The organism is Pseudomonas sp. S11P7 (assembly GCF_023195435.1).
In the GTDB taxonomy this organism is placed as follows: domain Bacteria; phylum Pseudomonadota; class Gammaproteobacteria; order Pseudomonadales; family Pseudomonadaceae; genus Aquipseudomonas; species Aquipseudomonas fluorescens_G.
Map to the genome: position 1 here is coordinate 5,990,090 of NZ_JALPKS020000002.1, position 12,349 is coordinate 6,002,438.

Consider the following 12,349-nt stretch of genomic DNA (forward strand, 5'->3'; position numbering starts at 1 on the left):
CGAGAGGCACGAGTATGTAAGTGGGAGGTTTTTTCGCATGACCAATTCTTTGCAACCTGCGTACGCGTTGGTTCCGGGTGCGAACCTGGAAGCCTATGTGCACACCGTGAACAGCATTCCATTGCTGACGCCGGAGCAGGAGCGTGAACTGGCCGAGAGTCTCTACTATGAGCAGGATCTGGGGGCGGCTCGGCAGATGGTGCTCGCCCACCTGCGATTTGTCGTACACATTGCCCGTAGCTATTCCGGCTACGGTCTGGCTCAGGCTGACCTGATCCAGGAAGGTAACGTCGGCCTGATGAAGGCCGTGAAGCGCTTCAACCCGGAAATGGGTGTGCGTCTGGTGTCGTTCGCCGTGCACTGGATCAAGGCGGAAATTCACGAATTCATCCTGCGCAACTGGCGCATTGTGAAAGTCGCGACCACCAAGGCCCAGCGCAAGCTGTTCTTCAACCTGCGCAGCCAGAAGAAGCGTCTGGCGTGGCTGAACAACGAGGAAGTCCACCGTGTGGCGGAAAGCCTCGGCGTCGAGCCGCGAGAAGTACGCGAGATGGAAAGCCGTCTGACTGGCCATGACATGGCCTTCGACCCGGCCGCGGAAGCGGACGACGACAGCGCTTTCCAGTCGCCGGCCAATTACCTGGAAGACCACCGGTACGACCCGGCGCGTCAGCTGGAAGATGCCGACTGGAGCGACAACTCCAATACCAACCTGCACGAAGCACTGGAAGTGCTGGACGAACGCAGCCGTGACATCCTCTACCAGCGTTGGCTGGCCGAGGAAAAAGCCACGCTGCACGACCTGGCGCAGAAGTACAACGTGTCGGCCGAGCGGATTCGTCAGCTTGAGAAAAGCGCGATGAACAAGCTCAAATTGTCGATCGCCGCGTAACCGGCGCACCGGCAAACAAAAACGCCCCGATCAGTGATGATCGGGGCGTTTTTTTATGCTCGTATTTCAGGGCGGCATCAATCCTTGTGGGAGCTGGCTTGCCAGCGATGGCGTCGTTTCAGTCATGTAGACGTTGGCTGAACTACTGTTATCGCGGGCAAGCCCGCTCCCACAGGGATTTTCAGTGTCGGGAGCGTAGGAGGGCTATCAGTCAGCCCAAGGCGCCCGCCGCGAATCATTGAGGCCCAACAGATAACTATCACCGCCCAACTGACTCATCTGCTGCCGGATCCACCCGGCCCGGCGCGACACATAACCGGTCGGCCGGCTCGCGCTCCATACTCGCGGATTAGGCAGCACCGCCGCCAGATAACTCGCCTGCTGCCGCGACAGCGACTTCGCACTCACGCCAAAGTGATGACGAGCCGCCGCTTCGGCGCCAAACACGCCGTCATCCCATTCGACGCTGTTCAGATACACCTCAAGAATCCGCTGCTTGGGCCAGAACACCTCGATCAGCGCGGTAAACCAGGCTTCCAGCCCTTTGCGCAGATAACTGCGTCCGGCCCAGAGAAACAGGTTTTTCGACACCTGCTGGCTCAGGGTGCTGGCACCGCGAATCGAGCCGCCCAGCTCGTTGTGGGCAAGGGCGGCCTGGATCGCGCGCAGATCAAAGCCCCAGTGCTCGGGGAATTTCTGGTCTTCGCCGGCAATGACCGCCACCTTCAGATCGTCGGAGATCTCGTCCCATGGCTTCCAGGTGCGCTGCAGGTCGATCGGCTCGCCGTCGATCCACGATTCGACCTTGCGCTCGACCATCAGCGCGGTGCCCGGTGGCGGCACGAAGCGAAACAGCAGCACCAGCAGGATGCTGCCCCCGGCGAACCAGAGCAGAGCCTTCACAAGACGACGGAATATTGAACGCAGCATAGAGATGGCTTGGCCGAACCGGTGGAGCGGGCCATTATACAGACCCTGCCGATTGCGTCTGACTGGAGTTCCCAATGCTGCGTGGCTTTTTGATGCTGGCCGCTTTTTTCGGTTTCACCGGGGTCGCATTGGGCGCGTTTGCCGCCCACGGCCTGAAAAACCGCCTGACCCCGGAATATCTGACGATCTTCCACACCGGCGTCACCTATCAACTGGTGCACACCCTCGCGTTGTTCGGGGTCGCGCTTCTGGCTACGCAGATTCCAGGGCGGCTGATCACTTGGGCCGGCGTGTCCTTTGCCGTCGGCATTCTGTTGTTCTCCGGCAGCCTGTATCTGCTGACCCTGACGGGCATCAGCAAGCTCGGCATCATCACCCCATTCGGCGGTCTTGCGTTTCTGATCGGTTGGGTTTGCCTTGGCCTCGCCGCCTGGCGTTTGCAGCTAACCGCTTGACGCTTGGTACTGACCTTTAGGTCATGATCGGGCTAGAATGCCAGCCCCTAAAAATGATGGCGGCGTTGTGCATGCGCATTCAATTGAACGGCGAACCCCTTGAATTGCCCGACGGCGAGACCGTTGCGGGGCTGATTACCCGCCTGGAACTGACCGGACGCCGGGTAGCAGTCGAACTCAATCTGGATATCGTCCCGCGCAGCCAGCATGCCGACACCACGCTGAACGACGGCGATAACGTCGAAGTAGTGCACGCCATCGGCGGCGGCTGATCACAAACACTGTGAAAACTGCTGCGCTCGTAAATACTGCGTTAAAAACAGGCTCGGAATGCTCATTTACAACCAGTAGACTCCGCTTCCTCGCCTGTTTTTGCCTTGTCTTTACTTCGCTCGCGACGTTTTCACAGCGTTTGGTTATTGAAGCATTCTGCAAGACCCTCACTCCTAAAGAGGATTCCTTATGAGCATCGTTCGTAGCGACAAGCCTTTTGTGCTGGCCGGTCGTACTTACCAGTCGCGTTTGCTGGTCGGTACCGGCAAGTACCGTGACATGCAAGAAACCCGTCAGGCCATCGAAGCCTCGGGTGCCGAGATCGTCACCTTCGCCGTGCGCCGTACCAACCTCGGTCAGATCGAAGGCGAGCCGAACCTGCTCGACGTGCTGTCGCCGGAGCGCTACACCTTCCTGCCGAACACCGCCGGTTGCTACGACGCCATCGAAGCCGTGCGCACCTGCCGCCTGGCCCGTGAGCTGCTCGACGGCCACAACCTGGTGAAGCTGGAAGTGCTGGCTGATCAGAAAACCCTGTTCCCCAACGTGATCGAAACCCTCAAGGCCGCGGAAACCCTGGTCAAGGAAGGCTTCGACGTGATGGTCTACACCAGCGATGACCCGATCATCGCCCGGCAACTGGCGGAGATCGGCTGCATCGCCGTGATGCCGCTGGCCGGTCTGATCGGTTCCGGTCTGGGCATCTGCAACCCGTACAACCTGCAGATCATCCTCGAAGAAGCGAAAATCCCTGTGCTGGTCGATGCCGGTGTCGGCACTGCGTCCGACGCAACCATCGCCATGGAGCTGGGTTGCGATGCGGTGCTGATGAACTCGGCCATCGCCCACGCCCAGCAGCCAGTGATGATGGCGCAAGCCATGCAACACGCCATCGTCGCAGGTCGTCTGGCCTACCTCGCTGGCCGTATGCCGAAAAAACTTTATGCCAGCGCCTCTTCGCCGCTGGATGGTCTGATCAAGTAAGAGCCATTGATGACTGAATCGAACGACACGCCTGTCCAGCCGGACGAAGGCGACGAGCGCCAACACCGCCGCATCAAGAGTTTCGTGATGCGCGCCGGGCGCATGACCGAAGGCCAGCAACGCGGCCTGGACCAGGGCGCGCCGCTGTACGTGCTGCCGCTGGCCGATGCGCCGGTGGATTACGACCAGGTCTTCGGCCGCTCGGCACCGCGCTCGCTGGAAATCGGTTTCGGCATGGGCCACTCGCTGCTGGAAATGGCCGCGGCCGCGCCGGAGCAGGATTTCATTGGCGTTGAAGTGCACCGTCCGGGTGTCGGCGCGCTGCTCAACGGCGTACTGACTCAGGGCCTGACCAACCTGCGGGTCTACGATTGCGACGCGATCGAAGTGCTCAACCGCTGCATCGCCGACAACAGCCTCGATCGCCTGATGCTGTTTTTCCCGGATCCATGGCACAAAAGTCGTCACCACAAGCGGCGTATCGTTCAGGCGTCCTTCGCTGAACTGGTGCGCAGCAAGTTGAAGGTCGGCGGGATTCTGCACATGGCCACCGACTGGGAGCCGTACGCCGAATACATGCTGGAAGTGATGAACGTCGCCCCGGGGTACCGCAACCTCGCCGAAGACGGCAAATGCGTACCGCGCCCGGCCGAACGCCCGATCACCAAGTTCGAACGCCGCGGCGAACGTCTTGGCCATGGCGTGTGGGATCTGAAGTTCGAAAAACTCGCTTAAGCATCACGCAATAAAAACTGTGGGAGCGAGCCTGCTCGCGAAAGCGGTCTGACCGTCAACGATGATGTTGAATGTTAAGACGTCTTCGCGAGCAGGCTCGCTCCCACAGTTGTTTTGGGGTGTTTACGGAATCAGCGGCGGTCGGCAACGACGCCGATCAGCACCAGCACCACCAGCAACACCGGCGCGAGGCTGTAGTTGTTGAACTGGCTCAAGCCCTTCACTACCCACGGCGTGGCGTAAATCAGTGCGGCGCCGCTGCCGATCACGCACAGCAGGGCCATCAGCGGCACGCGCAGGGCGCCGGCGATGCTGCCCAGGCGTTGCTCGACCCAGCCTTTGAAATCCGCACCGAACAGCACCAGCAGGCAACCGACCAGTGCCAGGGCGATTTCCGAGAGGTTGCTGCGGCTCCAGCGGGAGACGGTGGCGAGCAGGTCGAGTATCAAATCCATGGGTTTATCCTTAGGCCGCCGTTGGGCTCAGCTCAGAAATTGTTGCAGCAAGTCGTTGAGGAACAATTGTCCGCGCTCGGTGGCCGCCAGACGTGACGGTTCGACCTGCATCAGGCCGCTTTGTTCGGCCTCGCGCCGGCCTTCGGCAAGCGTATCCAGCGACAGGCCGGTGCGCTCCGGGTAGAGGCGTGATTCGACGCCCGCGGTCAGGCGCAACGCGTTCATCAGGAAGTCGAACGGCAGCTCATCGTTGCTCAAGGCTTTTTCACCGGCCTGAAAGTTTTTTGCCGGGTTGAGATAGTCCTTGGGCAGCCGTGTTTTCCAGGTGCGCACGATGCGCCCGTCCGGGTGGCTGAGCTTGCCGTGCGCACCGGCGCCGATGCCGATGAAGTCGCCGAAGCTCCAGTAATTGAGGTTGTGTCGCGCCGGTTTACCGGGCTGGGCGTAGGCCGACACTTCGTACTGCGCGTAACCGTGCTCGGCCAGCAGCGCTTGCCCGGCTTCCTGGATGTCCCACAGCGTGTCGTCTTCCGGCAGCACTGGCGGCTGGTTCCAGAACATGGTGTTCGGCTCCAGCGTCAGTTGATACCAGGAAATGTGTGTCGGCTGCAGTTCGATGGCCTGGCGCAGATCGGCCAAGGCATCGTCCAGCGATTGATCCGGCAGGCCATGCATCAGGTCGAGGTTGAAGTTGTCGAACCCGGCCTGGCGCGCCATACCTGCCGCACGCACAGCTTCATCACCGTTATGGATGCGGCCGAGGGCTTCAAGCTTCTCCTGCTGGAAACTCTGGATGCCGATCGACAGCCGGTTGATCCCCAGCTTGCGATAAGCGACAAACTTCTCTTGCTCGAAGGTACCCGGATTTGCCTCAAGGGTGATTTCGATGTCGTCGGCGAACGGGATGCGCTGCTCGACGCCCTTCAACAAACGTCCAAGGGCTTCGGCACTGAACAGGCTCGGCGTGCCGCCACCGAAGAAAATCGAGGTCAGCTCACGGCCATACACCGCATGCAGATCCTGATCGAGATCGGCCAGCAGCGCGTCGACGTATTCCTGTTCCGGCAGCACGGGGCTTGCGGTGTGCGAGTTGAAATCGCAATACGGGCATTTGCGCACGCACCACGGAATATGGATGTACAACGACAGCGGCGGCAGCGTTGGCAGCGGCGCCCGAGGCGAGGAGGCGGCGCCGCCGATAATCAGCGCCGATGCAGAAGCGTCACCGGTCATTGCAGACCCAGACGCTGGCGCAGCAGCACCATGGCGCGGGCGCGGTGGCTGATCTGATTCTTGTCGGCCGGGCTCAGCTCGGCGCTGGACACGTCACGTTCCGGCACCCAGAACAGCGGGTCATAACCAAAGCCGTGTTCGCCGCTGGCGGCGGTCAGAATCCGTCCATGCCACAGGCCTTCGCACAGAATCGGCAACGGATCGTCTGCGTGACGCACCAGGGCGAGCACGCAGACGAACTGCGCGCCGCGCTCGGCTTCCGGCACATCTTTCAAAGCGTCGAGCAGTTTGGCGTTATTCGCCGCATCGCCCTTGCCATCGGCGTAACGCGCCGAATAGATGCCCGGTGCGCCACCGAGAAAATCCACCGCCAGACCGGAGTCGTCGGCCAGCGCCGGCAGCCCGGAAATGCGCGCAGCGTTGCGTGCCTTGAGAATCGCGTTCTCGACAAACGACAGACCGGTCTCTTCCGGCTCGACCTTGCTCCATTCGCCGATCGAGCGCAGTTGCACCGAGTCGCCGAGCATCGCTTGAAGTTCTTTGAGTTTGCCGGCGTTATGGCTGGCCAGTACGAGCTGCTTGATGTTCATCATTCGCCGGGAAAGAGTTCTTGGTTGAAATTGAGGGTGTTGATCTTGTCGCCGTTCTGCACCTTGATTTCAAAGGTACGGGTTTCCTGCTGCGGCACCGGATACTGGGCGATGTAGTAGATCGCGCCCTGTTCGGTGACCTGGCGGAAGTTCAGCGGCACGCTGTTGCTGGTCAGGTCCTTGACCGTGCCGGTGACACTGGCGATCACCGGTTTGCCGTTCTTGAGCACCGAGACGTTGATCACGCCCTGGTTCTTGCTGCGGATCAGTTCGGCGGCTTTGGCAATGTCCGGTTGCAGGAAGGTCGAGTTGAAGGTGTTGTAGTGCACCGTGACGTCGCCGAAGGTTTCCTTGCGTTCGCCCTTGATGACGTCGGCCGCCAGGGCGCCGGCGCTCAGGCAGGCAGTCAGTAACAACAACGCTAGACGACTCATGTTCGTGCTCCTCGAATAACCCGGCTCAGACCGCGACCTTATGGTCGGCCAGCAGCGGGCTGCTGACCCGGTAGATACCGATTTCACCTAACAGATTAGGCCATAGCTTACTGGCCCACCCGTGGCGGTGCTGTTGATCCACGGCAAGCCGATCAATGACCTTGGCGTCACGTTCGCGGCACAGCTCTTCAAAGTCTTCAAACGTGCAGAAGTGGATGTTCGGCGTGTTGTACCAGGTGTACGGCAGAAACTCCGACACCGGCATGCGGCCCTTGCTCGCCAGGTACCAGCGGCAGCGCCAGTGGCCGAAGTTCGGGAAGGTGATGATGCACTGACGACCGACCCGCAGCATCTCGTCGAGGATCTTGTCCGGGTAGTGCACCGCTTGCAGGGCCTGGGTCATAACGACGATGTCGAAACTGTTGCTGGCGAAATTGCCCAGCCCCTTGTCCAGATCCTGCTCGATGACGTTGATGCCTTTGGCCACGCATTCGGCGATGTTCTCGGCGTCGTTTTCCAGGCCATAACCGGTGACATTCTTGTTGTCGCGCAGCCAGCTCAGCAGCTCGCCGTTACCGCAACCGAGGTCGAGGACGCGGCTGCCGGCGGGGATCCATTCCTGGATGATTTCCAGATCAGCTCTCATGGCTTTCTCACAGCGTGATGCGGTTCATGTAATTGCCGAACGCCTGCAAATAGCGCGGGATCGGAATCAGAAAGGCGTCGTGGCCCTGCGGTGCGTCGATTTCCAGATAACTGACGTCCTTGCGCGCCGCCATCAGCGCGTCGACCAGCTCGCGCGAGCGGGCCGGAGAGAAACGCCAGTCGGTGGTGAACGACATCACGCAGAATTTCGCCGTGGCGTTTTCGAAGGTTTTCGCCAGATCATCGTTGAAGTTCGCCGCCGGATCGAAGTAATCCAGCGCCTTGGTCATCAACAGATAGGTGTTGGCGTCGAAGCGCCCGGAGAATTCTTCGCCCTGATAGCGCAGGTAGCTTTCGACCTGGAACTCGACACTGTGGAAGTCGTAGTTGAGCTTTTCGCTCTTCAGACCCCGGCCGAATTTCTCACCCATCGAGTCGTCGGACAGGTAGGTGATGTGCCCGACCATCCGCGCCAGCATCAGCCCGCGCTTGGGGATCACGCCTTGTTCCTGGAACGAGCCACCGTGGAATTCCGGGTCGGTGAGAATCGCCTGTCGCGCCACTTCGTTGAACGCAATGTTCTGCGCCGACAGCTTCGGCGCCGAGGCGATGGCCAGGCAATGGCGCACGCGATCCGGGTAAGTGATGGTCCACTGCAGTGCCTGCATGCCGCCGAGGCTGCCGCCGATCACTGCCGCCCACTGGCCGATGCCGAGCAGGTCGGCCAGACGCGCCTGGCTGTGCACCCAATCTTCCACGGTGAGCACCGGGAAGTCGGCGCCGAATGGCTTGCCGGTTTCCGGGTTGACGCTGCTTGGGCCGGTGGAGCCATTACAGCCGCCGAGGTTGTTCAGGCTGACCACGAAGAACTTGTCGGTGTCGATCGGCTTGCCGGGGCCGATGCAGCTGTCCCACCAACCGGGCTTGCGGTCGTCGACGCTGTGATAGCCGGCCGCGTGATGATGGCCGGACAGCGCGTGGCAGATCAGCACGGCGTTGCTCGCCTGCGCATTAAGCGTGCCGTAGGTTTCGTAGATCAGGTCATAGGCGGCCAGCGAACGACCACAGGCCAGCGCCAGCGGTTCGCTGAAGTGCGCGGTTTGCGGCGTGACCAGACCAACAGAATCGGGGGGAAAGGCAGTTGGCATCGACCCTGCTCTCGTTGAAATGAGGCGTAAGTCTAAAGACCGGGGGAGTAGCGGCAAGCGGCCCTCACCCTAACCCTCTCCCGGAGGGAGAGGGGACTGACCGCGGCGATCTTCAGAGTGACGCTGGCCCGAGATATCGGGTCGACTCAGACCTTGAAAACAACCCGATCGGCTCCCTCTCCCTCGGGAGAGGGCTGGGGTGAGGGGCGCAGGCGACGCCGATATCAAGACCAGCGCCCAGTCCTCGACCTCACATCAGCAAACGCAGAATCTCCGGCATCATCGTCATCGCCGCCAGATTGTTGATCACCAGCATGTCGATCAGCTTCAGCGCGAGGAAGGCAAAGATCGGCGACAGGTCCAGACCGCCCAGGTTCGGCAGGAAACGGCGGAACGGTGCCAGTGCCGGCTCGCAGATCTGGTTGACCAGTTCAGCGCCCGGATTGTGGCTGCCCGGGGCGACCCACGAAAGGATCACGCTGATGATCAGGGCGAAGAAGAAAATCTTCAGGAACAGCGCGGTGACGCCGATCAGCGACCAGATCAACAGTTGCAGCGGATTACCGGTGGTGCCATAGGTCAGCAGCAGGGTCAGCGCCATCAGCAGTAGCTGCACCAGGATTGCCAGGACCAGCGACGACATGTCGAGGCCGAACAGGCTCGGGATGATCCGGCGCAGCGGCTTGAGCAGCGGCTGGGTGGCCTTGACCACGAACTGGCACAGCGGGTTGTAGAAGTTCGCTCGCACCAGTTGCAGGACGAAGCGCAGCAGCACGATCAGCAGGTACAGGCTGCCTAGGGTTTGCAGCACGTAAACCGCTGCGGTGTTCAATCCGATCATGAAAGGCTCCTTATTTGCCCAGTTGTTCGGCCATTTCGGCCGAGCGGTGCGCGGCGGCGCCGAGTGCGGTTTCAACCAGGGCTTCGAAGCCATGGGTCTGGAATGATTTGATTGCCGCTTCGGTGGTGCCGTTTGGCGAAGTCACACGGCGGCGCAGTTCGGCCGCGTCGACGTCGCTGGACACTGCCATGTGCGCGGCGCCCAAAGCGGTCTGCACGGTCAACTGCTCAGCGATTTCTTTCGGCAGGCCGAGTTTGACGCCGGCGGCGGTCATGGCTTCGATCAACAGGAAGAAATACGCCGGGCCGGAACCGGACACCGCAGTCACGGCGTCCAGTTGCTGTTCTTGTTCCAGCCACAAGGCGATGCCGACAGCGGACAACAGCTCTTCGGCTTGCTGGCGCTGTTCGGCGGTCACTTCGCTGGTCGCGTACAAACCGCTGACGCCCTGACGCAGCAGCGCCGGGGTGTTGGGCATGCAGCGCACGATCGGCTGCTCGCCGAGCCACGCGGTCATGCTTGCGCAGGTGATACCGGCGGCGATCGAGACAACCAGTTGATTGGATTTGAGGCTTGGGCGGATCGCCTCACAGACGGCTTTCATCGCCTGTGGCTTGACCGCCAGCACGATGACATCGACGCCGTCGATCGCTTGGGCGTTGTCGGCAAAGGTTTCGATGCCGTGTTCGGCGCTGACCTTGGCGCGGGTGTCTTCGCCCGGATCGCTGGCGCGGATCTGCGCTGCTTCCAGACCTTTGGCGCGCAGGCCGCCGATCAAGCTGGCCGCCATGTTGCCCGCACCGATAAACGCAATACGTGTGTTGCTCATGTGTGGTCCTTATCTGGAAACGTTCAAGACTGGGAATAATCTCGGGCGCCGAACAGCGCGGTACCGATCCGCACCCAGGTGGCGCCTTGGGCAATCGCCGACTCGAGATCGTGGCTCATGCCCATCGAAAGGGTGTCGAGCGGCGGGTCGAGGCTCGCCTGCAACGTCTGAACGGTGGCGAATGCAGCATCCTGCTCGGCGCGATCATCGGTCGGCTCGGGAATCGCCATCAGTCCGCGCAGTTTCAGCCTCGGCAGTGCGCTGATGGCCGCGGCCAGCGCTGGCAGGTCGCCCGGGGTGCAGCCGGATTTGCTTGCTTCGCCGCTGACATTGACCTGAATGCAGATATTCAGCGGCGGCAAATCGGCCGGGCGCTGTTCGGACAGGCGTTGAGCAATTTTCAGGCGATCCACGGAGTGCACCCAGTCGAAATGCTCGGCGATGGCGCGAGTCTTGTTCGATTGAATGGGGCCGATGAAGTGCCAGATCAAGGGCAGGTCGGCCAGTTCCAGCTGTTTGCCGAGGGCTTCCTGCAGGTAGTTCTCGCCGAAGTCGCGCAGGCCAGCGGCATACGCTTCGCGCAGGGCTTCGGCGGGTTTGGTCTTGCTCACGGCCAATAGCTGGACGCTGTTTTCGGCACGCCCGGCAGCAGCCGTCGCGGCCTGAATGCGTGAACTAACGAGGGCGATGTTGTCTGCTATCGTGGACATCAAGAGGCGCCGGCGGTCTGTAGGTTCGCGGCATTCTACTGGAATTGAGGGACGCTATGGATATCACTGAACTGCTGGCCTTCAGCGCCAAACAGGGCGCTTCCGACCTGCACCTGTCGGCCGGGCTACCGCCGATGATCCGCGTTGACGGCGATGTGCGGCGGATCAATCTGCCGGCGCTGGATCACAAGCAGGTGCACGAGCTGATCTACGACATCATGAACGACACCCAGCGGGTCGACTTCGAGAAACATCTGGAAACCGACTTTTCCTTTGAAGTCCCCGGCGTGGCGCGGTTTCGGGTCAATGCCTTCAACCAGAACCGAGGCGCCGGCGCGGTATTCCGCACCATTCCCTCGAAAGTGCTGAGTATGGAAGACCTCGCCATGGGCGACGTCTTTCGCAAGATCACCGACGCACCGCGCGGGCTGGTGCTGGTCACCGGGCCGACCGGATCGGGCAAGTCGACCACGCTGGCGGCGATGATCGATTACCTCAACACCCACCGCCACCATCACATCCTGACGATCGAAGACCCAATCGAATTCGTCCACGAATCGCGCAAATGCCTGATCAATCAGCGTGAAGTGCATCGCGATACCCGCAGTTTCGCCACCGCGTTGCGTTCAGCGTTGCGTGAAGACCCGGACGTGATTCTGGTTGGCGAGATGCGTGATCTGGAAACCATTCGCCTGGCGCTGACCGCTGCCGAGACCGGGCATCTGGTGTTCGGCACGTTGCACACCACCTCGGCGGCGAAGACCATCGACCGCGTGGTCGATGTGTTTCCCGGCGACGAGAAATCGATGGTCCGCTCGATGTTGTCGGAGTCACTGTTGGCAGTGGTCTCGCAGACGCTGATCAAGAAGATCGGCGGTGGGCGGGTGGCGGCGCACGAGATCATGTTGGGGACGTCGGCGATTCGTAACCTGATCCGCGAAGACAAGGTCGCGCAGATGTACTCAGCGATTCAGACCGGCGGGTCGTTGGGCATGCAGACACTCGACATGTGCCTGAAGGAGTTGGTGAGCAAAGGCTTGATCAGTCGCGAGCATGCGCGGGAGAAGGCGCGCACCCCGGATAATTTCTGAGGGGAAGCGAAGGGGCGTGATCGTTCCCACGCTCCGCGTGGGAATGCCTCAATGGACGCTCCGCGTCCGCTTCGGCAGGGACGCAGAGCGTCCCGGGTTGCATT

The 12,349-nt window shown here is 61.2% G+C and carries 16 protein-coding genes; 6 read left to right on the forward strand and 10 right to left on the reverse strand.

Going from position 1 to position 12,349, the window contains the following annotated elements; translation table 11 throughout:
* Window positions 1-37 precede the first annotated feature (37 nt).
* On the forward strand, window positions 38-892 hold the full coding sequence (rpoH, locus tag M0746_RS27395; RefSeq protein ID WP_016772717.1) for an RNA polymerase sigma factor RpoH: 855 nt from the start codon (window positions 38-40) through the stop codon (window positions 890-892).
* Window positions 893-1,099: 207 nt separating this feature from the next.
* Here the strand turns inward: rpoH and mtgA are convergent, their stop codons facing one another.
* The gene (gene mtgA / locus M0746_RS27400; protein ID WP_258451268.1) at window positions 1,100-1,822 is read right to left on the reverse strand and encodes a monofunctional biosynthetic peptidoglycan transglycosylase; all 723 of its coding nucleotides are present in this window, start codon (window positions 1,820-1,822) and stop codon (window positions 1,100-1,102) included.
* Between the two features lie 74 nt (window positions 1,823-1,896).
* Between mtgA and M0746_RS27405 the strand changes: the two genes are divergently transcribed.
* From M0746_RS27405 to trmB, 4 genes are all read left to right on the forward strand, one after another.
* Window positions 1,897-2,277 carry a DUF423 domain-containing protein gene (locus M0746_RS27405; RefSeq protein WP_258451269.1) on the forward strand — a complete coding sequence of 127 codons (381 nt, stop codon included), beginning with the start codon at window positions 1,897-1,899 and terminating at the stop codon, window positions 2,275-2,277.
* A 71-nt stretch (window positions 2,278-2,348) separates the two neighbouring features.
* Window positions 2,349-2,549, forward strand: a complete 201-nt coding sequence (thiS, locus tag M0746_RS27410; RefSeq protein ID WP_258451270.1) for a sulfur carrier protein ThiS — start codon at window positions 2,349-2,351, stop codon at window positions 2,547-2,549.
* A 190-nt stretch (window positions 2,550-2,739) separates the two neighbouring features.
* Entirely contained in the window at window positions 2,740-3,534 is a 795-nt protein-coding gene (locus M0746_RS27415; protein WP_258451271.1) for a thiazole synthase, read from the forward strand.
* Between the two features lie 9 nt (window positions 3,535-3,543).
* Window positions 3,544-4,269, forward strand: coding sequence for a tRNA (guanosine(46)-N7)-methyltransferase TrmB (trmB, locus tag M0746_RS27420; protein WP_253496804.1), 726 nt, complete (start codon window positions 3,544-3,546; stop codon window positions 4,267-4,269).
* Between the two features lie 131 nt (window positions 4,270-4,400).
* On the opposite strand, the gene M0746_RS27425 is transcribed toward trmB, so the two are convergent.
* The 9 genes from M0746_RS27425 to M0746_RS27465 form a co-directional block, all read right to left on the reverse strand.
* Entirely contained in the window at window positions 4,401-4,724 is a 324-nt protein-coding gene (locus M0746_RS27425) for a DUF3392 domain-containing protein (RefSeq protein ID WP_003229134.1), read from the reverse strand.
* A gap of 27 nt (window positions 4,725-4,751) precedes the next feature.
* Complete coding sequence (gene hemW / locus M0746_RS27430; RefSeq protein WP_258451272.1) at window positions 4,752-5,957, reverse strand: radical SAM family heme chaperone HemW; 1,206 nt, start codon at window positions 5,955-5,957, stop codon at window positions 4,752-4,754.
* A complete protein-coding gene (rdgB, locus tag M0746_RS27435) occupies window positions 5,954-6,550 on the reverse strand; it encodes an RdgB/HAM1 family non-canonical purine NTP pyrophosphatase (RefSeq protein ID WP_258451273.1) in 597 nt (198 codons plus the stop codon). Before rdgB ends, hemW begins: the two co-directional genes overlap by 4 nt.
* Window positions 6,547-6,981, reverse strand: coding sequence for a DUF4426 domain-containing protein (locus M0746_RS27440; RefSeq protein ID WP_258451274.1), 435 nt, complete (start codon window positions 6,979-6,981; stop codon window positions 6,547-6,549). Before M0746_RS27440 ends, rdgB begins: the two co-directional genes overlap by 4 nt.
* A gap of 25 nt (window positions 6,982-7,006) precedes the next feature.
* Complete coding sequence (gene metW, locus M0746_RS27445) at window positions 7,007-7,627, reverse strand: methionine biosynthesis protein MetW (protein ID WP_208939406.1); 621 nt, start codon at window positions 7,625-7,627, stop codon at window positions 7,007-7,009.
* 7 nt (window positions 7,628-7,634) lie between these two features.
* Window positions 7,635-8,774: a homoserine O-succinyltransferase MetX gene (gene metX, locus M0746_RS27450; RefSeq protein ID WP_208939407.1), complete on the reverse strand. Its 1,140-nt coding sequence runs from the start codon at window positions 8,772-8,774 to the stop codon at window positions 7,635-7,637.
* A gap of 250 nt (window positions 8,775-9,024) precedes the next feature.
* A complete protein-coding gene (locus tag M0746_RS27455; protein WP_039757546.1) occupies window positions 9,025-9,615 on the reverse strand; it encodes a YggT family protein in 591 nt (196 codons plus the stop codon).
* Window positions 9,616-9,625: 10 nt separating this feature from the next.
* Window positions 9,626-10,444, reverse strand: coding sequence for a pyrroline-5-carboxylate reductase (proC, locus tag M0746_RS27460; protein WP_258451275.1), 819 nt, complete (start codon window positions 10,442-10,444; stop codon window positions 9,626-9,628).
* A gap of 23 nt (window positions 10,445-10,467) precedes the next feature.
* Window positions 10,468-11,154 (reverse strand): YggS family pyridoxal phosphate-dependent enzyme, encoded by a 687-nt coding sequence (locus tag M0746_RS27465; protein WP_258451276.1) that lies wholly within the window; start codon window positions 11,152-11,154, stop codon window positions 10,468-10,470.
* Window positions 11,155-11,210: 56 nt separating this feature from the next.
* Between M0746_RS27465 and M0746_RS27470 the strand changes: the two genes are divergently transcribed.
* Window positions 11,211-12,245 (forward strand): type IV pilus twitching motility protein PilT, encoded by a 1,035-nt coding sequence (locus M0746_RS27470; protein ID WP_208939410.1) that lies wholly within the window; start codon window positions 11,211-11,213, stop codon window positions 12,243-12,245.
* Window positions 12,246-12,349: the final 104 nt, after the last annotated feature.